This is a genomic window from Delftia sp. DT-2, assembly GCF_028401915.1.
GTDB classification, from domain to species: domain Bacteria; phylum Pseudomonadota; class Gammaproteobacteria; order Burkholderiales; family Burkholderiaceae_C; genus Comamonas; species Comamonas tsuruhatensis.
The window spans coordinates 161,118-185,513 of sequence record NZ_JAQOTI010000006.1; the positions used below are offsets into that span (position 1 = coordinate 161,118).

Consider the following 24,396-nt stretch of genomic DNA (forward strand, 5'->3'; position numbering starts at 1 on the left):
CCTTCGTGCCGTGTTTCGGTGCATCTTCAGAGGAGGTTGACGGTATTTGGTGCATGGCAGAAAGCTGCGTGCAGCAGTGGGCGGGCAGGCAGGCTCCTGGATCGGCCGTATCCGGTGGCGTGCATGGTCATGGCGAATGGGAATGGCTGGCGCCATGCCCGCTGACATGAAGAATGGCTAGGAAGGCCTTGCAGCCGGACGGGGCTTGGGCCCGCCCGGCCATCCCATCGCCGGCCTTTCAGCTGCGCTGCAGCTGGGGATGGCGCGCGAACAGGTCGGCCGCCCAGTCCACGAAGGCCCGCACCTTGGCGCTGAGGTGGCGGTTGGGCGGGTAGACCACGTGTATGGGCAGCGGCGGCTGGGTCCAATCGGGCAGGACCTCGACCAGTTCGCCGCTGTCGATCAGCGGCTGGGCAAAGGCCGTGACCAGCTGCGCGATGCCAAAGCCCGCCAGCACGGCGGCCGTGTAGGCATTGCTGTCGTTGGCCGCGATGCGGTAGTTGCCCGCCACCTCGATGGATTCATCGCCCCGCTGGAATTCCAGCGGGTACATGCGCCGCGTATGGCCCGAGAAGAAGGCGACGATCTGGTGCTTCGTATCCAGTTCGGACGGATGCTGGGGCACGCCATGGCGTGCCAGGTAGGCGGGCGAGGCCACGGTGACCCAGTTCATCGAGCCGATGCGCCGCGCCACCAGGGACTGGTCGCTGAGCTCGCCCCCGCGGATCACGCAGTCCACGTTGTCGCTGATCAGGTCCACCAGGCGGTCGCCCACGCCCAGGTCGATCTGTATGTCGGGATAGCGTTCGCAGAATTCGGTCAGCGCCGGAATGATGATCAGCCGGGCCATGGAGCTGCCCACGTCCAGCCGCAGCCGCCCGCTGGGCGCGGTCTGGGTGTTGACCATGCTGGCTTCGAGATCGTCGAAGTCGTTGAGCAGGCGTGCCGCGCGTTCGTAGTAGGCGGCGCCATCGGGCGTGACGGTGACGCGCCGCGTCGTGCGGTTGAGCAGCTTGACGCGCACGCGCGCCTCCAGCGCCTGGATCTGTTTGGTGACCGTGCCCTTGGGCAGGTCCAGCGAATCGGCGGCGCGGGTGAAGTTGCCGGCTTCCACCACGCGAACGAAGACACGCATGGCCTGGATCTGGTCCATGGAAAGTTGCTCCTGCAGCGCCCGGCAAGGGAATGCCGGCTCGGCGGAATTCTCACACGCGCCGTGTCGGGCGATTGTTCGTGAAACGGAAACAGAGCGATGGCTGCGTTGCTATTTCAGACATGGCCGGCGCCGCCTATATTCCAACCATCGACCATTGCCGCAGGTTCGCGCCATGTCCACTTCCTCGTCGCCTCCGAACGGCCCCGCCGCCGGGGCGCAGATTGCCGAAACAGAATTCTCCATCGAGCTGCCCGAGCACGGCACCGTGGCTGCGCGCGCCTATGGCCAGCGCAGGCCCGGCACGGTTTCGCCTCTGGTGCTGCATTTCCATGGCGGCACCTTTGTCTGCGGCACGCTGGACAACGGCCGCTACATCGGCCGGCTGCTGGCCGAGGCGGGCGCCGTCGTGGTGTCGCTGGCCTATCCGCTGGCGCCCGAGCATCCGTTTCCCCAGCCCATCGAGGTGGGCTACGCCGTGCTGCAGTGGCTGTACAAGCACCGCGTGAAGATGGCGGGCAAGGGCGCGCCGCTGTTCCTCGCGGGTGAAGAAGCCGGCGGCAACCTGGCCGCCGCCGTGGCCGTGATCTCGCGAGACCGGGGCCACCCTCCGCTGGCAGGCCAGATCCTGGTGTCGCCCATGCTCGATCCCTGCACCGGCACCGCCTCGCAGCGCGAGGCCACGCCCGAGGCCGGCGAATGCCGCTGGGCCACGGGCTGGCGCGAGTACCTGAGCTGCCCCAAGGACGCCATGCATCCCTATGCCGTACCCGGCAGCTCGCTGCGCCTGGCCCAGCTGCCGCCGGCTCTGGTGCTGGTGGGCGGTGACGACCCGCTGCGCGACGAGGCCCAGGCCTATGCGGCCCGCCTGCGCGCGGCCGGCGTGACGGCCAGCAGCCATGTGCTGCCCAGCGCGTCGAACTGGCCGCAGGCCCTGTCCGAGGCCGAGGCCTGTACGGCCTGCAGCGCCGCCGTGTTCCAGCATGTGCATGACTTCTTCGAGGCCGCCATGAACAAGCCCGCAGCACCGGGCTAGGCCCCGCGCCGCCGCAGCCGGCGAACCTTGCTGCCCCCGTTTTCCCATTTCGATTCCGCCTTCCCGGCGCGTTCAGGCGCCGGGCGGGCATCGTGTTCCCTGAATTACGCAAAAAAACACCATGTCCACCCAATCCACCTCATCCTCCTCATCCTCTTCTTCCGCCTCGGCCCAGCGCAAGGGCTGGAAGCTGCCGGCCGCCGCTGCAGCCATCCTCGCCGTCAGCGCCGGCCTGTTCGGCCTGCACGGCTTCGATGCCAAGGCCGATGACGCGCCCGCCAGCGCCCAGCCCGCCGCCACGCCCGTGTCGGTGGCCACGGTCGCCGAAAGCGAAGTCACCGCCTGGGACGAGTTCTCGGGCCGCCTTGAAGCCGTGGAGCGCGTGGACATCCGCTCCCGCGTGGCCGGCGCCGTGCAGGCCGTGCACTTTCGCGAGGGCGCGCTGGTCAAGCAGGGCGATCTGCTGATCACCATCGACCCCGCACCGTATGCGGCCGAGGTCGAGCGGGCCGAAGCGCAGGTGGCCTCGGCCCAGGCACGCCAGTCCTATGCGCGCAGCGAGCAGGAGCGTGCACGCCGCCTGTGGGACGAGCGGGCGATTGCCCAGCGCGAGCTGGACGAGCGCATCAACGCAGGCAGCGAGGCCGAGGCCAATCTGCGCGCGGCCCAGGCGTCCCTGCAATCGGCGCGGCTGAACCTGGGCTACACCCAGGTGCGCGCCCCCGTGTCGGGCCGCATCGGCAAGCGCGAGATCACCGTGGGCAACCTGGTGGCCGCAGGCCCGGGCGCGCCGGTGCTGACCACGCTGGTCTCGGTCAGCCCCATCTACGCGAGCTTCGATGCCGATGAGCAGGTCATCACGCGCGCGCTCAAGGAGCTGGGCGGCGGCGCGGGCAACCGCACCAGGATCGACAGCATTCCCGTGCAGATGGGCACGGCCACGGCCGGCAGCACGCCCTTCGAGGGCCGGCTGCAGCTGATCGACAACCAGGTCGATGCCCGAAGCGGCACCGTGCGCGTGCGCGCCGCCTTCGACAACAAGGACGGCGCCCTCATGCCCGGCCAGTTCGCCCGCATCCGCATGGGCCAGGCGCGCGACAGCAGCATGCTGCTGGTCAGCGAGCGCGCCATCGGCACGGACCAGAGCAAGAAGTACGTGATGGTGGTGGGCGGCGACAACAAGGCCGTCTACCGCGAGGTGGTGCTGGGCGCCTCGGTCAACGGCCTGCGCAACGTGACCCAGGGCCTGCAGCCCGGCGAGCGCGTGGTGGTCAACGGCCTGCAGCACATCCGCCCCGGCGCCCTGGTCGCGCCCAAGGAGGTGTCCATGGATGCGCGGGCCGATGCCCGCCAGCCGGGCACCCGGCAGGCAGCCGAACAAGTGGCTGACGCAACCAAGTCCTGATCTAGCCGCACACCTTTCCTGCCTCTGAAATGCCGCCTGACCGCAGGCGGCATGGGCCGCGCTTTGCCGTGGCGGAGCCAAACACCATGAACCTATCCAAATTCTTCATTGACCGGCCGATCTTCGCGGGCGTGCTTTCGCTGCTGATGCTGATCGCCGGCCTGATCGCCATGGGCGGGCTGCCGATCTCGGAATACCCCGAGGTCGCGCCGCCATCCGTGGTGGTGCGCGCCCAGTACCCGGGCGCCAATCCCAAGGTGATCGCCGAGACCGTGGCCACGCCGCTGGAAGAGCAGATCAACGGCGTCGAAGGCATGCTCTACATGGGCAGCCAGGCCACCAGCGACGGCGTGATGACGCTGACCGTCACCTTCCGCCTGGGCACCGACCCCGACAAGGCGCAGCAGATGGTGCAAAACCGCGTCTCGCAGGCCGAGCCGCGCCTGCCGGAAGAGGTGCGCCGCCTGGGCATCACCACGGTCAAGAGCGCACCCGACCTGACCATGGTGGTCCACCTGGTCTCGCCCAACCAGCGCTATGACATCAACTACCTGCGCAACTACGCGGTGCTGAACGTGAAGGACCCGCTGGCGCGCATCGAGGGCGTGGGCCAGATCCAGATCTTCGGCGGCGGCGACTACGCCATGCGCGTGTGGCTGGACCCGCAGAAGGTGGCGCAGCGCGGCCTGTCGGCCAGCGATGTGGTGGCCGCCATCCGTGGCCAGAACGTGCAGGCTGCGGCCGGCGTGGTCGGCGCCTCGCCGGGACTGCCGGGCGTGGACATGCAGTTGTCCATCAACGCCCAGGGCCGGCTGCAAAGCGAGGAGGACTTCGGCGACATCATCGTCAAGAGCGGCGCCGACGGCGCCGTGACCCGCCTGCGCGACATCGGCCGCCTGGAGATGGGCGCGGCCGACTATTCGCTGCGCTCGCTGCTGAACAACGACCCGGCCGTGGGCATGGGCGTGTTCCAGGCGCCGGGCTCCAATGCGCTGGAGATCTCGGCCAATGTGCGCAAGACCATGGAGGCCCTGAACAAGAACATGCCCGAGGGCCTGGAGTACCGCATCGCTTACGACCCCACGCAGTTCGTGCGCGCCTCCATCGAATCGGTGGTGCACACGCTGCTGGAGGCCATCGTGCTCGTGGTGCTGGTGGTGATCCTGTTCCTGCAGACCTGGCGCGCCTCCATCATCCCGCTGCTGGCCGTGCCGGTGTCGGTGATCGGCACCTTTGCCGTGCTGCATCTGCTGGGCTTTTCCATCAACGCGCTGAGCCTGTTCGGCCTGGTGCTGGCCATCGGCATCGTGGTGGATGACGCCATCGTCGTGGTCGAGAACGTGGAGCGCAACATCGAGGCCGGTCTCACGCCGCGCAACGCCACCTACCGCGCCATGCGCGAAGTGTCCGGGCCCATCATCGCCATCGCCCTGGTGCTGGTGGCGGTGTTCGTGCCGCTGGCCTTCATCAGCGGCCTCACGGGCCAGTTCTACAAGCAGTTCGCGGTGACCATCGCCATCTCCACGGTGATCTCGGCCATCAACTCGCTGACCCTGTCGCCCGCGCTGGCGGCCCTGCTGCTGCGCGGCCACGATGCGCCCAAGGACGCGCTGACGCGCGGCATGGACCGGGCCTTCGGCTGGCTGTTCCGCGGCTTCAACCGCATGTTCCACCGGGGCTCCGAGGCCTACAGCGGCGGCGTGGGCCGCGTGATCTCGCGCAAGACGCTGATGCTGGCCATCTACCTGGCGCTGATCGCCGTGACCTTCGGCCTGTTCAAGGCCGTGCCTTCGGGCTTCGTGCCGGCGCAGGACAAGCAGTACCTGATAGGCTTTGCCCAGCTGCCCGACGGCGCCACGCTGGACCGCACGGACGAGGTGATCCGCCGCATGGGCGAGATCATGAAGGACAACCCCAACGTGGAGGACACCATCGCCTTCCCGGGCCTGTCCATCAACGGCTTCACCAACAGCTCCAACTCGGGCATCGTCTTCGCCACGCTCAAGCCCTTCGACGAGCGCAAGCGCGCCGACCAGAGCGGCGGCGCCGTGGCCGGCCAACTGAACCAGGCCTTCGCAGGCATCCAGGACGCCTTCATCGTCATGTTCCCGCCGCCACCCGTGGCGGGCCTGGGCACGACGGGCGGCTTCAAGCTGCAGCTGGAAGACCGCGCCTCCCTGGGCTATGACCAGATGGATGCGGCCGTGAAGGCCTTCATGGCCAAGGCCTACCAGACGCCCGAGCTGACCGGCATGTTCACCAGCTGGCAGGTCAACGTTCCCCAGCTGTATGCCGACATCGACCGCACCAAGGCGCGCCAGCTTGGCGTGCCGGTGACGGACATCTTCGACACCATGCAGATCTACCTGGGCAGCCTGTATGCGAACGACTTCAACAAGTTCGGCCGCACCTACAGCGTCCGCGTGCAGGCCGACGCGCCCTACCGCGCGCGTGCCGAGGACGTGGGCATGCTCAAAGTGCGCTCCAGCTCGGGCGAGATGATTCCGCTGTCGGCGCTGATGAAGGTGGACTCCAGCTTCGGCCCCGAGCGCGCCATGCGCTACAACGGCTACCTCACGGCCGACATCAACGGCGGTGCCGCACCGGGCTTCTCTTCGGGCCAGGCGCAGGATGCCATCAAGCGCATCGCGGCCGAGACCCTGCCCAAGGGCATAGCCTTCGAATGGACCGACCTGACCTACCAGGAAATCCTGGCCGGCAATTCGGCGGTGATCGTGTTCCCGCTGGCCCTGCTGCTGGTCTTCCTGGTGCTGGCCGCGCAGTACGAGAGCCTGACCCTGCCCATTGCCATCATCCTGATCGTTCCCATGGGCCTGCTGGCGGCCATGACCGGCGTCTGGCTGTCGGGTGGCGACAGCAATGTCTTCACGCAGATCGGGCTCATCGTGCTGGTGGGGCTGAGTGCGAAGAACGCCATCCTGATCGTGGAATTCGCACGGGAGCTGGAGTTCGAGGGCCGCACGCCCATACAGGCCGCCATCGAGGCCAGCCGGCTGCGCCTGCGCCCCATTCTGATGACCTCGCTGGCCTTCGTCATGGGCGTGCTGCCCCTGGTGCTGTCCACGGGCGCGGGCTCGGAAATGCGCCGTGCCATGGGCGTGGCCGTGTTCTCGGGAATGATCGGGGTGACGGCCTTCGGCCTGTTCCTCACGCCCGTGTTCTACGTGCTGATGCGCCGCCTGGCAGGCAACCGGCCGCTCAAGCAGCATGGTCCAGAGATGGAGGAAGAGGCCCCTGCACAGGCACCCGCCCACGGCCATGCCTCGGGTGGTGGCGCACTGCCCATGCCCTCTGCTGCGCGTGGCGAGCATGAATGAGCCCACACCACAAGAACAGGAACCGATCATGAAGATCCCATCGCTTTCGAAACTGTCCAGGCGTCTGCTGCCCCTGGTGGCGGCGCTGGCCCTGGCCGGCTGCGCCAGCGTGTCCCAGAGCCTGCCCGAGCTGCCGGCCGCCCCCGCCTTCAAGGAGCAGGGCGCCGCGCCGCAGGCGGGCTGGACCCAGGCCCTGCCCGTCGAAGCCCAGGCACGCGGCCAATGGTGGCTGGCCTTTGCCGACCCGGCGCTGGACGCGCTGGTGGACAAGGCCACGCTGGACAACCAGAGCATCCAGGCCGCGGCCGCACGCTTGGCCGAGGCCCGCGCCCTGGCGCGCAGCGCCAATGCCGAGCGCATGCCCCAACTGGGCCTGGGCGCAGGGGCCACGCGCGGCGCGGGGCTGGACAAGGCCTCGGGCACGCGGCCTGCCACCCTGGTCAATGCGGGACTGAACCTGTCGTACGAGGTCGATCTGTTCGGCCGCATTTCCCAGGCGGCCGACGCATCGCGGCTGGACGCCGAGGGCCGCGAGGCCCTGCTGCAAAGCACGCGGCTGGCCGTGCAGGCCGAGGTCGCGCAGACCTATCTGCAGCTGCGCGCGCTGGACGCCGAGCGCGCCCTGATGCGCGAGACCGTGGAGGCCTACCGCGACACGCTGCGCCTGTCGGAGCGAAGGCTGCAGGCCGGCGACATTGCCGAACTGGACGTGGCGCGCATCCAGGCCGAGCTGTCGGCCACCGAATCGGACGCGCTGGCGCTGGACCGCCAGCGCGCCCAGGTCGAGCATGCGTTGGCAGTGCTGGTGGGCGACTCGGCCTCGCGCTTCGGCCTGGGCGAAGGCGCCTGGACCACGGCTCTGCCCGCCATCCCAGCCGGCGTGCCGGCCACGGTGCTGATGCGCCGGCCCGACATCTCGGCCGCGCAGCGCGCCGTGTTCGCCGCGCAGTCGCGCGTGGGCGTGGCGAAGACGGCATGGTTCCCCAGCATCTCGCTGACCGGCGCGGCCGGCCACGCCTCGCCCGAGGTCGGTGACCTGTTCAAGTGGTCCATGCGCTCCTGGGGCGTGGGCGCCCTGCTGTCGCTGCCGCTGTTCGACGGCGGCCGGCGCGAGGCCGGCGTGCAGGCTGCCGGCGCACAGCTCGATGCCGCGCTGGCCGCCTACCGCCAGCAGGCGCTGGTGGCCTTCCAGGAGGTGGAGGACCAGCTGTCTTCCATCCGCATCCTGCAGGAGCAGTCCACCGTGCAGGGCCAGGCCGTGGTGGCCGCCCAGCGCGCCACCAGCCTGTCGGACACGCGCTACCGCAATGGCTACGTCAGCCAGCTGGACCTGCTGGATGCGCGCCGCAGCGAGCTGCGCAACCGCCGCCAGGCGCTGCAGGTGAAGTCCGCGCAGTACCAGGCCGCCGTGGGCCTGATCCGCGCGCTGGGCGGGGGCTGGGATGTGCCGGCTGACGTGCCGGCCGGCGAATCGGCGAACGTGCCGGTGGCCCAGGCCACGTTGCGCTGAGGCACCCTCAGGCCAGCACGTCAATGGAGCGGAACACGCGCTGCAGCACCGGGTCCGGGCTGTGGCGGCAGGCGTGGACCTGCTCCATGAGGTGGTGCACGAAGCGCTCGGCCACCCAGGGCAGGGGGCCGTGGCCGCGCTGGACCACGCCCACCGTGTGGGGCTCGAACTGCTCGCGCAGGGACAGCGGCACCAGGGTGCCCTGGGGCACGCCCGATTCGATCAGCGGCCAGGGGCACAACGAGAGCATGTCGCTGTGCGCGATCAGGTGCAGCAGCAGCGATGCCGAATGCACCAGGTGGATGTGGCCCACGGGCACGGGCAGGCCGTGGCGCAGGAACAGGCGCCGCACCAGGTCGTCTTCTTCAGGCGGCGTGTAGTTGAGCAGCCAGTCGCAGTCCATCAGCTCGGCCAGTGAGCGGGCGCCTGCCAGCGGATGGCCCGTGCGGGCCACGACGGTGGCGTCGTAGCGGAACAGCGGCGTGCCATGCAGGTCGCCGCCCGAGGGGCCCGAGGGCACGCGGCCGATCAGCAGGTCCAGCGTGCCTTCGCGCAGGCGCGGATGGGCCACGGCCGACAGGCCCTCGAACAGCTCCAGCCGCACCTGGGGCAGTTCGGCGCGGAAGGCGCGCAGCACATGGGGCAGCAGGCTCTGGCCCACCCAGGGCGTCACGCCCACGGACAGGCGCGCCACGGCGCAGGTGTCGCGCAGGCGGGCCATTTCATCCTCGGCCTGGGCCATCTGCCCGGTGATCAGCTGGGCATGGCGCAGCAGCGTGCGCCCGGCCGGCGTGAGGACGATGCCGCTGCTTTGGCGCTCGAACAGCGCAAGGCGGTGGCCTTCCTCCAGTTCGCGCAGGGCCTGGGTGATGGCCGACTGGGTGATGCCCAGCGCGCGTGACGCGGCGCGCACGCTGCCGCAGCCGGCCACTGCGACGAGGTAGCGCATCTGGTGCAGCTTCATGGCGGGACCGGCATCGGGGTGGGGCTGGGAATTCATGGGCCGATCTTGCAGGTTTCGTGCCATGTGTGCCATGCCCGTGATTGGCGCGTGCAGGTGTTCAGGGGATGACAGGCAATGCCTGGCAGGGCAGGCGCTGGCGGTCTTCCGCCCGCTGCCCACGCTTCCTAGACTGCGGGCATGAACATTGACCCGCCCGTTTCCACCACGGCCGAAGCCGCCGATCCGGTGCTTGCCGGCATTCGTGCCACGCAGGCCGAGATGGTGGCCCTGCGCCATCACCTGCATGCCCATCCCGAGCTGGCCTTCGAGGAGTTCGCCACCAGCGACTTGGTGGCCGAGCGCCTGGCCTCCTGGGGCTACGAAGTGCGCCGGGGCCTGGGAGGCACGGGCGTGGTCGGCACGCTGCGCTGCGGTACGGGCACGCGGCGCCTGGGCCTGCGCGCCGATATGGATGCGCTGCCCATCCACGAGCAGACCGGCCTGCCCTACGCCAGCCGCCATGCGGGCCGCATGCATGCCTGCGGGCACGACGGCCATACCGCCATCCTGCTGGCCGCCGCGCGGGAGCTGGCCCAGGCACGCGGCTTCGACGGCACGCTGCACCTGATCTTCCAGCCGGCCGAGGAGGGCCTGGGCGGCGGCCGCAAGATGGTGGAGGACGGCCTGTTCGAGCGCTTCCCCTGCGATGCCATCTTTGCGCTGCACAACATGCCGGGCTTTGCCGAGGGGCAGTTCGGCTTTCGCGAGGGCTCGTTCATGGCCTCGTCGGACACGGTGATCATCACCGTGCGCGGCAAGGGCGGCCATGGCTCGGCCCCGCACCTGTCGGCCGACCCGGTGGTGGCGGCGGCCCACCTGGTGCTGGCGCTGCAGACGGTGGTCTCGCGCAATGTCGATCCCCGCGACATGGCCGTGGTCAGCGTGGGCGCCATCCATGGCGGCGATGCGCCCAACGTGATCCCTGGCGAGGTGGAGCTGCGCCTGTCCGTGCGCGCCTACCGGCCCGAGGTGCGTGCCCTGCTGCGCGAACGCATCACCGCGCTGGCCCATGCCCAGGCCGCCACGCTGGGGGCCGAGGCCGTGGTGGACTACCGCTGGCGCTATCCGGCCCTGGTCAACGATGCGGCCAGCACGGCCTTCGCCCGCGAGGTGGCGCGCGACTGGCTGGGCGAGCAGGCGCTGATCCCCGGCCTGCAGCCGCTGACGGGCAGCGAGGACTTCTCCTTCATGCTCGAACAATGCCCGGGCAGCTACCTGATCGTGGGCAACGGCGTGGGCGACACCCATGGCACGGGCGGCTGCATGGTCCACAACCCCGGCTACGACTTCAACGACCGCATCCTGCCGCTGGCTGCCACCTACTGGGTGAAGCTGGCCCGGCGCTTTCTGTCCGCCGCCTGAGGCGCCGCGCCCGCACCGGATTCCTTTCACGACTTCACCTGCGATTGCCACCATGCGCACTGCATTTCCTCTCTCCTCCGAGGCCCGCCAGGTCCTGAGCCGCCGCAGCCTCCTGGGCGCGGCCGCGCTGGGGCTGGTCCTGCCGGCCGCTGCTCAGGGCAGCTTCCCCTCCAAGCCCTTGAAGCTGGTCGTCGGATACCCGGCCGGTGGTTCGGTGGACCTGGCCGCCCGCGTGGTGGGGGATGGGCTGGCCGCGCGGCTGCGCGGCACGGTGGTGGTGGACAACGTGGGCGGGGCGGCCGGCGCCATTGCGGCCCAGCGCGTGGCCTCGGCACCGGCCGATGGCTACACGCTGCTGGTGGGGGCCAGCAACGAGCTGGTGGCCACGCGCATCGTCAACCCCGCGCAGCGCTATGACGGGCGCCGCGATTTCACGCCGCTGGGCCTGGTGGCCACCAGCCCGCTGATCCTGGCCGCACGCCCCGGCCTGGGCGTGAAGACCCTGGCCGAGCTGCTGGAGCTGGCGAAGCGCCAGCCCGGCAAGCTCAGCTACGGCAGCTCGGGCGTGGGATCGACCCTGCATTTCGCGGGAGAGCTGCTCAACCAGCGCGCGGGCATCTCCATCGCCCATGTGCCCTACCGCGGCGTGGCGCCGCTGACCAGCGACCTGGCGGGCGGCAGCCTGGACCTGGCCGTGCTCTCGCCCACGGCGGCGCAACCGTTCCTGCAGAGCGGGCGCATCGTGCCGCTGGCGGTCACCAGCGCGCAGCGCCTGTCCGCCTTGCCCCAGGTTCCGGCCATGGCCGAGCTGGCGCCGCTGCGCGGCTATGAATTGGTGGGCTGGTTTGCGCTGATGGCGCCGCGCGCCCTGCCTGCGGACACGGCCCAGCGCATCACCGCTGCGCTGCAGGAGGCGCTGGCCGAGCCCGCCGTGCGCAAGCGCCTGGAAGATGCCGGCATGGTGCCGGCCACGGGCCGCGAGGACCTGGCGCGCCTGATCGCCGAGGAAGACCGCAAGTACGAGCAACTCGCGGCCTTCGCAAAAATGCGTGACTGAGTGTTGCCGGGGCGGTTTACCGGCCGCGCAGGAACAGCGCGTCCAGCTCCTTCATGCTCATCTGCCGCCAGGTGGGGCGGCCGTGGTTGCATTGGTCGGAGCGTTCGGTGACTTCCATCTGGCGCAGCAGGGCGTTCATCTCGTCCAGCGTGAGGCGGCGGTTGGCGCGCACGGCGCCGTGGCAGGCCATGGTGGCCAGGATCTCATTGCGCGCGCGCTGCACCACGGTGCTGGCGTCGTGCTGGGCCAGCTCGGCCAGCACGCTGCGCGCCAGCTCCACGGCATCGCCCTGGGCCAGGGTGGCGGGCACGGCACGCACGGCCAGGGTCTTGGGAGAGAAGGGCGAGACTTCCATGCCCAGCGCCTGCAGCGTGTCGCCATGGGCCTCGGCCGTGGCCACTTCCTCGGGCGTGGCGGCGAAGGTGGCGGGAATCAGCAGCGGCTGGCTGGGGATCTGTTCTGCCGTATTGACGGCATTCTTGAGCTGCTCGTAGACGATGCGCTCGTGCGCCGCATGCATGTCCACCACGACCATGCCCTGGGCATTCTCGGCCAGGATGTAGACGCCGTGGATCTGGGCGACGGCGCGGCCCAGGGGCCAGACGGGCTCGTCGGACGCTGCCGGGGCCGCTGCGGATGATGTGCGGGGCGCAGAGAAATCCGCAGGAGCAGGCTCGGCAACGGCAACAGTCGGGGACTGGACGGCCGGCGCGTAAGCCGGGGGCGCGTAGCTGACGGGGGCCAGGGCAGCAGTGGGCACAGCGGGTACGGCGAGCACGGCTGGCTGCTCGGCGGCCAAGGCCTGGGCCGGACTTGCAACCGTTGCGGCTGCGGACTCGCGCATGGGGGCCCACAGCCCCGCCATATTGCTGACCTTGTGGCCGCCTTGCTCATCGCCAAAGCTCATGCGGGCCTGGGGCCAGGCGGGCATGGATGCCTTGGGCGCCGTGGCCGGCGCTGCCGCAGCGGCGGGCGCAAGCTCGGGCGTGCGTGCGGCCTCTTCGGCAGCCGCAGCGGCTGCTGCGGCGGCACGCGGTGCGGCCAGCGCGTTCTCTATGGCGTGGCGCACGGCCTGGTGCACCTCGCGGCTGTCGCGAAAGCGTACTTCGATCTTGGTGGGGTGCACGTTCACGTCCACGCGCGCGGGGTCGATCTCCACATACAGCGCATACACGGGCTGCTTGTGGCCGTGCAGAACATCCTCGTAGGCGCTGCGCGAGGCGTGGGTCAGCACCTTGTCGCGCACGAAGCGGCCATTGACGTAGCAGAACTGGTGGTCGGGACGGGAGCGCGCCGCATCGGGAATGCCCGCGCGGCCCGTGACATGGACGGCGCCCGACCAGTGCTCCACGGTCACGGAGTTCTGCACGAAGGCGTCGCCCAGCACATCGCCCAGGCGGCGCGCAAGGGCTTCGTCCGACATGCTGCCGGCGGCACGCCACTGCTCGACCAGCTTGCCTTCGTGCCAGATGGCAAAGCCCACGTCGGGCCGGGCCAGGGCATGGCGGCGCACGGACTCTATGCAGTGGGCCAGCTCCGTGGCATCGCTCTTGAGGAATTTGCGGCGGGCCGGCGTGGAGAAGAACAGCTCCTTGACCTCGACCGTCGTGCCCTGGTTGCGCGCGGCGGGGCGCAGCTCGCCGCTGCGCGCGTCGAGCAGATAGGCCGAGTCCTGGCCCGCAGGGCGCGAGAGGATGGACGCCTCCGACACCGAGCAGATGGCCGCCAGCGCCTCGCCGCGAAAGCCCATGGTGGCCACGGTCTCCAGGTCGTGCAGATCGGTGATCTTGCTGGTGGCATGGCGGCGCAATGCCACGGGCAGCTCATCGCGCGGGATGCCGCCGCCGTCGTCCTCCACCGAGATCAGCCGCACGCCGCCGGCCAGCAGCCGCACGTTGATCTGGCGGGCGCCCGCATCCAGTGCGTTGTCCACGAGTTCGCGCACCACCGAGGCAGGACGCTCGACGACTTCGCCGGCCGCGATCTGGCTGATCAGCTCGTCGGGCAGGTCGCGGATGGGGCGGCGGGGGAGGGTGTCGGAGGAGGGGATGGATGCGTTCACGCGGCAATTCTAGGGGCTCGCATCCACCGCTTGCGGGCTGTGGGAATGGGGGTGTGCGGCGCCGGCACCCTCAAAAAAAAGGAGCCGCGAAAGCGGCTCCAAGAGGCGTCCCCGGCAACAAAAGCCGGAGCCGGGGGCACTCTTTGAATGAGGGTGGCTGCAGGGTCAGCGGCGGCGGCCTGCGCGGTCGCTATTGCTGCCCATCTGGTTGCCGACCAGCGCACCGGCCGCGGCGCCGCCCACGGTGCCCAGCGTGGTGCCGAACAGCGCGCTGCCCAGCACACCACCGGCCACGGCACCCACGCCCGTGCCCAGTTGCGCGTTGTTGGGACGGTGGGCGCAGCCGCCCATCGCGAGCGCGCCGGTCAGCAGGGCGGCGATGGCCAGGGTGCGGCCCATCGTGGAGCCGGACTGGCGTTCGGACTTGTGCGCGAAAGTGCGAAGGGTCTTGTTCATGGCTTGCTTCCTTGTGTCTTGGCGATGGTGGTGAGGCCGGGCCGGCATTGCCGACGGCATGGAAGCACTTTGCCTGCAAAAAGCTGACGCACTCATGAGTTTTTCGTAGAGTTTTATCAAGTTGTGTAACAAAACAAGCTTGATTTCAAGCATTTGTAGATTCCTGCAAGCGCCGGTGTGTGCGATGGCGTAACCGGCTCCGGCTCGGCCGTGGGGGCATGCCGGCGAAGTACAGTACGGGCCGGTGCGGCGCCCGCCGCGGAGGACTCTCTTTTGGAAATCATTCAGTTCCTGATCGACTTCATCCTGCACATCGACAAGCATCTGGAGGCCTTTGTCGTGGCCTATGGACCCTGGGTGTATGCGCTGCTGTTTCTCATCGTCTTCGTGGAGACGGGCGTGGTGGTCATGCCCTTTCTGCCCGGCGACTCGCTGCTGTTCATCGTCGGCGCGCTGTGCGGCGTGGGGCTGATGGACTATTCGATCGCCTGCACCGTGCTGCTGGTGGCGGCCGTGCTGGGCGACCAGTGCAACTACACCATAGGCCGCTACATAGGGCCCAAGGTGTTCCAGTGGGAGGATTCGCGCTGGTTCAACCGCCGCGCCTTCGACCAGGCCCATGCGTTCTACGAGCGCTACGGCGGCATCACCATCGTGCTGGCGCGCTTCATGCCGTTCATTCGCACCTTTGCCCCCTTCGTGGCCGGTGTGGCTGCCATGGACCGGGGCAAGTTCACGGCATTCAACGTGGGCGGAGCCATTGTCTGGGTGTTCGGCATCAGCGCCGCCGGCTATTTCTTCGGCAACCTGCCCTGGGTGCGCGAGAACCTGGAGAAGATCATCTGGGGCCTGATCCTGGTGCCGGGCCTGATCGCCATCTTCGGCGCATGGCGCGCGGGCCGCGCGCCCAAGACGGCTTCCTGAGCCTTCAGCGCCCAGCAAAAAGCCCCTTGCGCCATGATGGCGCAAGGGGCTTTTTCGTTCAGTGGCCGAACGGCGGCGGCAGCGGTCAGCGGCGGTCGTTGCGCTTGCCCACCTCGTTGCCGATGAGTGCGCCGGCGGCTGCGCCGCCCACGGTGCCCAGCGTGCTGCCGAACAGTGCGTCACCCACCACACCACCGGCCACGGCGCCGACGCCGGTACCGATCTGGGCGTTGCTGGGGTTGGTGGAACAGCCGGCAGAGAACAAGGCAATGGCGGCAGCGGCGGCAATGGAATAAAGGCGTGTCTTCATGTTCATCTCCTGTCGTGGCCTGCGTTGCTTCGGCGGATGGATGGTGGCGCAAGCATTGTGTGGAACATGTTGGCATGCTCTCATTCACGGCCTGCGGCCGTGGTAGGAGAGTTGCCCGAGCTGGGGCCGGGCGGTTTGGAAGCGTCCGGTCCTGCCTGTCCGACAGCGGCGGCGGACGGCATGCCGCCGTGCCTGTGGTAACCCTCGCGGCTCAGACGGAGCGGCTGCGGGCCAGCGGCGGGTTGTGCGCGAAGTAGTTGCGGATGCCGCGCATCAGCGCGTCGGCCAGCTGCACCTGGTAGGCGCTGCTGCGCAGCCGGGCTTCTTCCTCGGGGTTGCTGATGAAGGCGGTCTCCACCAGCACGCTGGGGATGTCGGGCGCCTTGAGCACGGCAAAGCCGGCCTGCTCCACGCGCGGCTTGTGCAGCTTGGCCATGTTGCCGATCTCGCCCAGCAGGGCGCCGCCGAGCTTGAGGCTGTCCTTGATCTGGGCCGTGGTGCTCATGTCCAGCAGCATGCGCTGCACGTGCTGGTCCTGCGAGCCCATGTTCAGCCCGCCCACGAGGTCGGACTGGTTTTCCTTGTTGGCCAGCCAGCGCGCGGCCGTGCTGGAGGCGCCCTTGTCGCTGAGCGCAAAGACGCTGGCGCCACGCGCGGCCGGCGTTGTGAAGGCATCGGCATGGATGCTGATGAAAAGGTCGGCCTGAACGCGCCGGGCTTTCTCGACGCGGGTGGCCAGCGGCACGAAGAAGTCGGCGTCGCGCGTCATGAAGGCGCGCATGGGGCTGCCGCCGATGCGGGTGTTGTTGATGCGGTCGCGCAGCAGGTGGGCGATCTTGAGCACCACATCCTTCTCGCGCGTGCCGCTGGGGCCGGTGGCGCCGGGGTCCTCGCCGCCGTGGCCCGGGTCCAGCGCCACGATGATGATGCGGTCGGTCTGGCGCGAGGTGGCGATGTTGGGCGCGGCAATGGGGGCAGGGGCCGGAACGGGTGCAGGCGCTGGGGCAGGAGGACGCGGCGCAGCCGCGGGAGCCGGCGCCTGCGCGATCACGGCAGGCGGCGGCGCAGGCGTCTTGCCGCCCGTGCCGCCGCTGTGCTGGGCGATCAGATCGCCCAGGGGGTCGGGGGCCGGCGCCGCGGCGCCTGGGGGGCGGGGCATTGCGGGTGCAGGAGGTGGTGGAGGTGCCGACGCCACGGCGGTGTCGTCGCCGGAGGCATCACGCAGGCGCTCGCTGATCAGCGCCTCCAGCGGGTCCACGGCCTTGGCCGGGTACAGGTCGAACACCAGCCGGTGCTTGTAGGCCGCCACCGGCTGCAGGGTGAAGACCTGGGGCTTGGCGGGCTGCTTGAGATCGATCACCAGGCGCACCACGCTGGGCGAGTTCTGGCCCACGCGGATGGATGCGATGTTGGGGTCGTCGGAGCGCACCTTGGCGACCAGCTCGCGCAGCGCGGGATTGAGGTCGATGCCTTCGATGTCCACGGCCAGCCGAGGCGGCTGGTCCACGAAGAACTGCTTGGCAGCCAGCGGCCGGTCGGACTCGATGGTCACGCGCGTGTACTCTGGCGCAGGCCAGACGCGCACGGCCACGATGGTGGCGCCGTGCGCAATGTGCTGGCGGCCCAGCAGCAGCACGATGGAGCCCGCCTGCAGCAGGTTGCGGCGCGACAGGCCGGACGGATAGGAGAAGGGTTGGGCGTCGCTCATGCCTTGAGTGCTTGGATCACGGCGCGGCCGACGGGCGTGCCGGCGATCAGGCTCACCTGGCGCTGCGTCTCGTCGATTGCTTCGATATGAATAGCTATATCTGCCGCAGGCGTAAGCGCTGCGGCCTTTTCGGGCCATTCTGCCAGCTTGAGACCGGGGCTGGCGAAAATATCGCGAAATCCTGCATCCTCCCACTCGCGCGGATCGTCGAAGCGGTAGAAGTCGAAATGCCAGATGGACAGGCCCGGCGCCTCATGCGGCTCCACCACGGCATAGGTGGGGCTTTTGATGCGGCCCTGCACGCCCAGTGCGCGCAGCCAGTGCCGCACCAGCGTGGTCTTGCCGGCGCCCAGGTCGCCGTGCAGCGTGACGTAGGCATTGCGCAGCGCCGGATGGTCCGCGAGCTGCTGCGCAAACCGCTGCGTGTCTTCCTCGCTGCTCCATATCCAGCGATGGCCCGCAGTTTCCGCATCCTGCGGCCGGGCGCTTTCTACAATCGAGGGAGTATGTTGTGCAGCAGTCAATTGGTTCCTTTGATGCAAGGCTGGGCCCGCGAACTGGGATTTTCCCAAATTGGCGTGGCTGGCGTGGATTTGTCGTCTGCGGAGCCGGGTTTGATGCAGTGGCTGGCCCAGGGGTTCCATGGCGAGATGGACTATATGCAGGCCCACGGACTGCGCCGCGCGCGGCCTGCCGAGCTGGTGCCAGGCACCGTGAGCGTGATCACGGCCCGCATGGACTACCTGCCGCGCGACACGCCCGCCGACGCGCCCGGCGCCTGGCAGGCCATGGAGTGGGAGAGGCTGCAGCGGCCCGCCGAGGGCATCGTCTCCGTCTATGCCCGGGGCCGTGACTACCACAAGGTGCTGCGCAACCGGCTGCAGAAGCTGGCAGAGCGCATCGCCCAGGAGGTCGGCCCCTTCGGCCACCGCGCCTTCACCGATTCCGCTCCCGTGCTGGAGGCCGAGCTGGCCCGGCGCAGCGGCCAGGGCTGGCGTGGCAAGCACACGCTGGTGCTCAACCGCGAGGCAGGCTCCATGTTCTTCCTGGGCGAGATCTATGTGGATCTGGCGCTGGAGCCCACGGCGCCGGTGACCGCGCACTGCGGCAGTTGCGCAGCCTGCATCACGGCCTGCCCCACGGGCGCCATCGTGGCGCCGCACAGGGTGGACGCGCGGCGCTGCATCTCCTATCTGACCATCGAGCACGCGGGCGCCATTCCCGAGGAGCTGCGGCCGCTGATGGCCAATCGCATCTATGGCTGCGACGACTGCCAGCTGGCCTGCCCCTGGAACAAGTTCGCCCAGCCCAGCCGCCTGCCTGACTTCGATGCGCGCGAGGCCCTGTCCGGCGGGCAGCTGGTGCACTTCTTTGCCTGGGACGAGCCGACCTTTCTGCGCCTGACCGAAGGCAGTCCCATCCGGCGCATAGGCCATGCGCGCTGGCTGCGCAATGTGGCCGTGGCGCTGGGCAATGCCTGGCGTGAAACCGGCAACGCGGCATTGCAGCAGGCGCTGGCCAGCCGCGCCGAACATCCGGACGCCCTGGTGCGCGAGCACGTGGCCTGGGCGCTGTCGCAAAGATCGGATTGAGCTGATAAGACCAGGGCGCTTGTGTGTGAAACAATTGTTGCGCTCTGTCGGAGTGCCCCCCGGCGGCCTGTTGCGGGCCACTGCCCTTGAAGGCGCGGGGCCTGTGTGACTCAACATGATGTTTGATATGCGCGCAAAGCCTCCCCGCAGCCTGTCCCGCCTGCTGAACGCAGAACCGCTGACCCAGACCACTGTGGCCGTCTGGGTGGGCCTGTGCTGCGTGCTGCTGGCCACGGTGGCGTACTGGACGGTGCTGGTGGACAGCCACCGCACGCAGCGCAGCTTTACCGAGTCCCAGTCCTGGCTGCGGGTGGGGCAAATGTCGCATGCGGTGTCGGTGCAGGTGCAGACCCTGCTGTCCGGCCTGGACTACACCATGCGCGGGCTGGAGTCCGACTTTGCCGATGGCGATGTCGACGGGTTCCGGCGTGCCGTGCAGACCACGTTCGACGCCTACCCGGCCGGCACCTTCCTGCAGATCGCCGTGGCCGACGAGAACGGGGACATCGTGTATTCCAACCTCCAGCAGGAGGTGCAGACGCGGGCTGCCAAGGTCTCCATCCGGGACCGCGAGCATTTCCAGGTGCATGCCAACCGCGAGAACATGGGCATGTTCATCGGCCGCCCCGTACAGGGGCGTGTCTCCCACAAATGGACCATACAGCTGAGCCGCGCGCTGTACCGCCAGGGGCAGTTCTCGGGCGTGCTGGTGCTGTCGCTGTCGCCCGAATACATCTCGCGCTATTTCCAGTCCATCTTCGATGGCGCCAACGACGTCATCCTGCTGCTGCGCACCGATGGAGCCTACCTGGCGCGTTCGCAGGGGCAGGAGCAGGTGATGGGCCGCTCGGTCTCCGATGTGCGCGTGGCGCGGTTCGCACCGGCCCTGGAGCGCGGCACCTACGAGGCCGAATCGTCCGTCGATGGCGTGCAGCGCATGTATGCCTGGAGCCGGGTGGAGGGCTATCCGCTGATCGTCAGTGCAGGGCTGGACAAGGAAGCCATCTTCGAGTCGCTGGAGGCATCGCTGGAGCGCGGCCTGCTGCGCAACGGCATAGGCACGGCCGTGCTGCTGCTGGGCATGCTGCTGACGCTGTGGCTGGCGCGCCAGCGCCAGCTCAGCGAGCGCATGCGGCTGCAGGGTGAGCGGCGCTTTGCGCGGCTGGCGCAGGAGGTGCCGGGCGGGCTGTTCCAGTTCCGCATAGGCGCGGATGGACAGTTCCGGTTCCCTTTCACCAGCCCCGGATTCTTCGAACTGCATGGCGCCAAGGCCGATGCCGCCCGGTTTGCCGACCATGAACTGCTCAAGCGGGTCCACCCCGAGGATTTGCCGGCCCTGGCGGCCTCGGTGCAGGCCAGCGTGGGCAGCAAGGGTGTCTGGGAGCACAAGTACCGCGTCTACGGCCCTGCAGGCGAGCTGCGCTGGCTGCATGGTCACGCCCGGCCGCAGCAGGAGGAAGACGGCTCCCTGCTGTGGCATGGCTATGTGCACGATGTGACGCAGGACCAGGCCATGCAGGAATCCATACGCCACAGCGAGGAACGCCTGCGCCTGACCGTGGGCGCCGTGCGCGACGGCCTGTGGCAGTGGGACTGCCGCAGCGGCCATGTGGAATGGGATGCCCGCTGCTACCAGATGCTGGGCTTCGAGGCCGCGCAGTTCCCCATGAACTATGACGCCTTCTGCGCGATGGTCCATCCCTCGGACAGGGCGCGGATGCTGGCGCGGCTGCAGCGCCATGCCGAGGCCGGGGCCGATTTCCGCGTGGAGATGCGGCTGCGTAGCTCGGCCGACAGCTGGCTGTGGGTGGAGTCGCGCGGCGAAATCACCCAGCGCGATGCCGACGGCAAGCCCGTGCGCATGCTGGGCACGCACACCGACATACAGCAGCGCGTGGAGCAGTCCCGGCTCATCAAGGCCTTGCTGGACCGGGGAAGCGCCCTGATCGTCATGGCCGGTCCCCAGCGCGAAATCCTCTATGCCAACGAGCGCGCGGTGCAGACCTTCGAGATCGAGACAGACCGGCTGCCCGGCGGCGTGAACTTTCGCTCCCTGCATGTCAGCGACGAGAGCTCCGAGCGCTTCGGCCAGCTCTACGGACAGCTCAACGCACGCGGCACGGTGCGCACGGAATGGATTTTGCGCATGCCTTCGGGCTCGGGCCACTGGTTCGACATGCAGGGCTCGCTGCTGGACCCCGACGAGGACGACGGCCGCGTCATCTGGACCATGATCGATACCGACGCGCGCCGGCGCGCCGAGACCGCGTTGGCCGAGACCCAGCACCGGCTGGAGGCCATCATCGACCGCTTTCCCGCCGGCATTCTGGTCACCGACGCCCAGGGCCGCCAGGTGCTGGCCGCCAACCGCATGCTGGCGGCCGCGCTGCGGCTGGACATGGCGCCTGCCGCCCTGGTGGGGCTGGGCATGCCGGCGCTGATCCAGCTGCTGCCGCCTTCGGTGGCTGGCGTGCTCAGCGCGGGGCCCGTGGCTGGCCGGTCCCTGCATGCGCTGCCCGACGACCACTATGTGGAGATCGAGGGCATGCAGCTGCGCGACGGTGATCGCTCCATCGGCCACTGCTGGGTCTTCCACGATGCGACGGAGAGGCAGCAGCGCGAATCCCAGCTGGAAACGCTGGCGCTGACCGATGCGCTGACGGGCATTCCCAACCGCCGCGCCTTCCTGGAGCGGCTGGCGATGGAGCTGGACCATCTGCGCAGCGGCCTGGTCGCGCATTCCACGCTGATCATGCTGGACATAGACCACTTCAAGCAGGTGAACGACGGCTACGGCCATGCGGTGGGCGATATCGTGCTCAAGGAGCTGCTGGCCTCGGTGGCGCAGGAAATGCGCAAGGAAGACATGGTGGGCCGGCTGGGCGGCGAGGAGTTTGCCGTGCTGCTGTCCGACACCGATGCCGAGGTGGGCCTGCGCCGCGCCGAAAGCCTGCGCGAAACCGTTGCCGCGCGCGCCATCGATGCGGGCCTGGCCGGCGACCTGCGCATCACCATCAGCCTGGGCGTGTACGAGCTGCAGCGCAGCGATGCCTCGGCCCAGGGCTGCCTGGAGCGTGCCGACGCCGCGCTGTACTACTCCAAGCGCAACGGCCGCAACCAGTCCACGCTGTGGAGCGAGCGGCTGCCTGCCATCGCGCGGTGATCCGGGCCGCTTCGGCGCAACGGCCTAGGAATTCATCCCGGTCGACTGCCGATTTTCAGAATGGTCCAATGGCCTGATGGCGCCGGAATCCCGAAAATCCAGGGTTCATGCTGCCGCGTGGCCCTGTCGTCGGTCCGTCTGCCCGAGTCCCCGGGGCGCGATCGACTTCCCCGCACAGCCCCTCACAAAAACAGGCCGCGCGCTGCGCGCCGGGCGAGGAATGTATGACATACAACCGGTGGTCCACGATGCATGTCGCCCCCCTGGGGCGAGCGCAATTCTGGAGCGATGCCAGCCGTGAGGCGCAGATGCCGCACACGCCCCTGGTGGCGCGGCCCGAGCGCTTCGAGGCCGTGCTCACATCGCGTGGCGTGGGCGCGGTGGTGTTCAACCGCATCCAGATGGCGGCGGGCCACGGTATGCAGCGCCTGCAGGCGGGTTGCCAGCGCGCGAGCCCGGCCAGCCTGCTGTGCCTGCTCTACCTCAAGGGTCGCGCCCGGGTGTCTGCGCTCGATGGGCCGGGCGCGGCGGTTGCGGGCGGCGAGTCGCATGCGCAGCCCGGCCAACTGTTCCTGTTGGACGAGCGGTGCGGCTACCGCATCTGGCAGGACGAAGCCGTGGACCTGCTCGTGCTGGCCGTGCCGCTGGCGCTGATCGATTCGTGCGCAGGCATGGCTTCGCAACTGCTGGCACGCAGCCTGCCTGACTGCGCGTCGTTGCAGCTGCTCGTCCAGCAGATGCAACTGATCCATGCATGGCAGGCGCCCCTGCCCGAGGGCGAGTCCGCGCAGCTGTCCGATCTGGTCATCAACACCTTGAAGACCGTGCTGCAGGCCGGGGCCGAAAGGGCTGCAGCCCGGCCTGACGCGCCCATGCACGTGCTGTTGTGCCGGGTGCGCCAATTGATCGCCCGCCAATATCCGGACCCGGCGCTGGGGCCGGAGCGCGTGGCATCGAGGCTGGGACTTTCCGTGCGCTCGCTGCAATCGCGGCTGTCGCGCGAAGGCACCAGCCTCAGCGCCGAACTCATGGACTATCGACTGGAGCGCGCCCATGCGCTGCTGCGCGCAGCGAAGCCGGGAACGCTGGGCGTCACGGAAATCTCGCAGCGCTGCGGCTTCAACTCGCTCGCGCATTTTTCCCGGCGCTTCAGGGCACGCTACGGCAGCACGCCGCTGGAGCTGCTGCGTGAGCCGGGGGCGGAGGGCATGGGGCCGTCCACCTGGCACGGGGACGGGGCGGGCACCTAGACAGGGCTTGCGGCGCCTCGGTCAGCGTGGCGTGCGCAGATCAGGCTGAGGATTTCGAACAGCATCTGCGCGCCCGCATGGGCGGTGTTGGTGGTGGCGTCGTAGGCGGGCGAGACCTCGACCACGTCACCGCCCACGATGTGGATGCCGGCCAGGCCGCGTACCATGGCCTGGGCTTCGCGCACCGTCAGGCCTCCCACCTCGGGCGTGCCCGTGCCGGGCGCAAAGGCCGGGTCCAGGCAGTCGACGTCGAAGGAGACGTAGACGGGCGCATCGCCCACCACCTCGCGTGCGCGGGCAATGACGCCGTCCACGCCCAGCGCGGGAAGGTCCTCTGCGTGGATCACCGTCATGCCCGACTCGTAGGAGAACTCCCAGAGATATTCGGCCGCGCCGCGTATGCCGATCTGGATGGTCCGCGTGGGGTCGAGCACGCCATCCAGCACGGCCTGGCGAAAGGGGCCGCCGTGGTGGAAGCGGCTGCCGTCGAAGGGGCCGCCAGTATCGCAGTGGGCATCGAAGTGGACCAGGGCCAGTGGCCGGTCGCGGCCCAGCGCGCGCAGTATGGGCAGGGTGATGGAGTGGTCTCCGCCCGCAGACAGCGGAATCACGCCGGCCGCATGGATCTTCGCGAAGGCCGACTCTATGTCGCGGTGCGACTGCTCCAGGCTGTAGCGGCTGGACAGCGGCACGTCGCCGATGTCCGCCACGCGCAGCTCGCGCGTGGGCGCGGATCTGAGTACATGGTTGTAGGGGCCCACGCGCTCTATCGAGCGCAGCGCCCTGGGCCCGAAGCGGCAGCCGCTGCGGTTGCTGATGCCCAGGTCCATGGGCACGCCGATCAGCGCGGCCTGCAGTTCGCCGAAGTCCGGGCGGCTCCAGTCCATGGGGTGCATGGGGGCATCCAGCAGCGTGGGAATGCCTGCGTAGGGTGCGCTGCGCGTGCCGCTGGCGTCGATGATGTGGGCGGCCACGGTGCGGAAATGCGGATCGTGGATGACGGACTCGTTGTCTCCGCCGAAGCGCGCACGCAGCGCGGCCAGCCTGTCTGCAGTAAAGAGGGTCAT

General features: G+C 69.1%; 18 protein-coding genes. 10 read left to right on the top strand and 8 right to left on the bottom strand.

Features of this window, described 5'->3' with window-relative positions; translation table 11 throughout:
- Positions 1-238 precede the first annotated feature (238 nt).
- Entirely contained in the window at positions 239-1,153 is a 915-nt protein-coding gene (locus tag PO605_RS12280) for a LysR family transcriptional regulator (protein WP_016447676.1), read from the bottom strand.
- Between the two features lie 175 nt (positions 1,154-1,328).
- Between PO605_RS12280 and PO605_RS12285 the strand changes: the two genes are divergently transcribed.
- The 4 genes from PO605_RS12285 to PO605_RS12300 all read left to right on the top strand — a co-directional run bounded on the left by PO605_RS12285 (position 1,329) and on the right by PO605_RS12300 (position 8,442).
- A complete protein-coding gene (locus tag PO605_RS12285) occupies positions 1,329-2,189 on the top strand; it encodes an alpha/beta hydrolase (RefSeq protein ID WP_047469508.1) in 861 nt (286 codons plus the stop codon).
- 121 nt (positions 2,190-2,310) lie between these two features.
- A complete protein-coding gene (locus PO605_RS12290) occupies positions 2,311-3,594 on the top strand; it encodes an efflux RND transporter periplasmic adaptor subunit (RefSeq protein WP_047469505.1) in 1,284 nt (427 codons plus the stop codon).
- An 86-nt stretch (positions 3,595-3,680) separates the two neighbouring features.
- Positions 3,681-6,932 (top strand): efflux RND transporter permease subunit, encoded by a 3,252-nt coding sequence (locus PO605_RS12295; RefSeq protein ID WP_047469501.1) that lies wholly within the window; start codon positions 3,681-3,683, stop codon positions 6,930-6,932.
- A gap of 28 nt (positions 6,933-6,960) precedes the next feature.
- Positions 6,961-8,442 carry an efflux transporter outer membrane subunit gene (locus PO605_RS12300; protein ID WP_272206525.1) on the top strand — a complete coding sequence of 494 codons (1,482 nt, stop codon included), beginning with the start codon at positions 6,961-6,963 and terminating at the stop codon, positions 8,440-8,442.
- A 7-nt stretch (positions 8,443-8,449) separates the two neighbouring features.
- Here PO605_RS12300 and PO605_RS12305 read toward each other — a convergent pair whose 3' ends face one another.
- A complete protein-coding gene (locus tag PO605_RS12305) occupies positions 8,450-9,469 on the bottom strand; it encodes a LysR family transcriptional regulator (RefSeq protein WP_047473514.1) in 1,020 nt (339 codons plus the stop codon).
- A gap of 114 nt (positions 9,470-9,583) precedes the next feature.
- Here PO605_RS12305 and PO605_RS12310 point away from each other — a divergent pair, with 114 nt between their 5' ends.
- Positions 9,584-10,807, top strand: coding sequence for a M20 aminoacylase family protein (locus PO605_RS12310; RefSeq protein WP_047473509.1), 1,224 nt, complete (start codon positions 9,584-9,586; stop codon positions 10,805-10,807).
- Between the two features lie 52 nt (positions 10,808-10,859).
- Positions 10,860-11,864 carry a Bug family tripartite tricarboxylate transporter substrate binding protein gene (locus PO605_RS12315; protein ID WP_047473512.1) on the top strand — a complete coding sequence of 335 codons (1,005 nt, stop codon included), beginning with the start codon at positions 10,860-10,862 and terminating at the stop codon, positions 11,862-11,864.
- Positions 11,865-11,880: 16 nt separating this feature from the next.
- Here the strand turns inward: PO605_RS12315 and mutL are convergent, their stop codons facing one another.
- Together mutL and PO605_RS12325 are read right to left on the bottom strand one after the other, a co-directional pair.
- A complete protein-coding gene (gene mutL, locus PO605_RS12320; RefSeq protein ID WP_272206526.1) occupies positions 11,881-13,926 on the bottom strand; it encodes a DNA mismatch repair endonuclease MutL in 2,046 nt (681 codons plus the stop codon).
- Between the two features lie 165 nt (positions 13,927-14,091).
- Positions 14,092-14,382: a glycine zipper 2TM domain-containing protein gene (locus PO605_RS12325; protein ID WP_013801089.1), complete on the bottom strand. Its 291-nt coding sequence runs from the start codon at positions 14,380-14,382 to the stop codon at positions 14,092-14,094.
- Positions 14,383-14,655: 273 nt separating this feature from the next.
- Between PO605_RS12325 and PO605_RS12330 the strand changes: the two genes are divergently transcribed.
- Positions 14,656-15,306 (top strand): DedA family protein, encoded by a 651-nt coding sequence (locus tag PO605_RS12330; RefSeq protein WP_016447666.1) that lies wholly within the window; start codon positions 14,656-14,658, stop codon positions 15,304-15,306.
- Between the two features lie 85 nt (positions 15,307-15,391).
- Here the strand turns inward: PO605_RS12330 and PO605_RS12335 are convergent, their stop codons facing one another.
- The 3 genes from PO605_RS12335 to tsaE form a co-directional block, all read right to left on the bottom strand.
- On the bottom strand, positions 15,392-15,616 hold the full coding sequence (locus PO605_RS12335; protein WP_016447665.1) for a glycine zipper domain-containing protein: 225 nt from the start codon (positions 15,614-15,616) through the stop codon (positions 15,392-15,394).
- A 211-nt stretch (positions 15,617-15,827) separates the two neighbouring features.
- Positions 15,828-17,324, bottom strand: a complete 1,497-nt coding sequence (locus PO605_RS12340; protein ID WP_272206527.1) for an N-acetylmuramoyl-L-alanine amidase — start codon at positions 17,322-17,324, stop codon at positions 15,828-15,830.
- Entirely contained in the window at positions 17,321-17,848 is a 528-nt protein-coding gene (tsaE, locus tag PO605_RS12345; protein WP_047474875.1) for a tRNA (adenosine(37)-N6)-threonylcarbamoyltransferase complex ATPase subunit type 1 TsaE, read from the bottom strand. Before tsaE ends, PO605_RS12340 begins: the two co-directional genes overlap by 4 nt.
- 12 nt (positions 17,849-17,860) lie before the next feature.
- Between tsaE and queG the strand changes: the two genes are divergently transcribed.
- The 3 genes from queG (at position 17,861) to PO605_RS12360 (ending at position 23,329) form a co-directional block, all read left to right on the top strand.
- Complete coding sequence (queG, locus tag PO605_RS12350; protein WP_047474873.1) at positions 17,861-18,916, top strand: tRNA epoxyqueuosine(34) reductase QueG; 1,056 nt, start codon at positions 17,861-17,863, stop codon at positions 18,914-18,916.
- Between the two features lie 115 nt (positions 18,917-19,031).
- Complete coding sequence (locus tag PO605_RS12355; protein ID WP_047474870.1) at positions 19,032-22,079, top strand: diguanylate cyclase; 3,048 nt, start codon at positions 19,032-19,034, stop codon at positions 22,077-22,079.
- Between the two features lie 224 nt (positions 22,080-22,303).
- Positions 22,304-23,329, top strand: a complete 1,026-nt coding sequence (locus PO605_RS12360; protein ID WP_197065202.1) for a helix-turn-helix transcriptional regulator — start codon at positions 22,304-22,306, stop codon at positions 23,327-23,329.
- Here PO605_RS12360 and speB read toward each other — a convergent pair.
- Positions 23,326-24,396: an agmatinase gene (gene speB / locus PO605_RS12365; RefSeq protein ID WP_047474867.1), complete on the bottom strand. Its 1,071-nt coding sequence runs from the start codon at positions 24,394-24,396 to the stop codon at positions 23,326-23,328. The two genes, PO605_RS12360 and speB, sit on opposite strands and share 4 nt — an antisense overlap.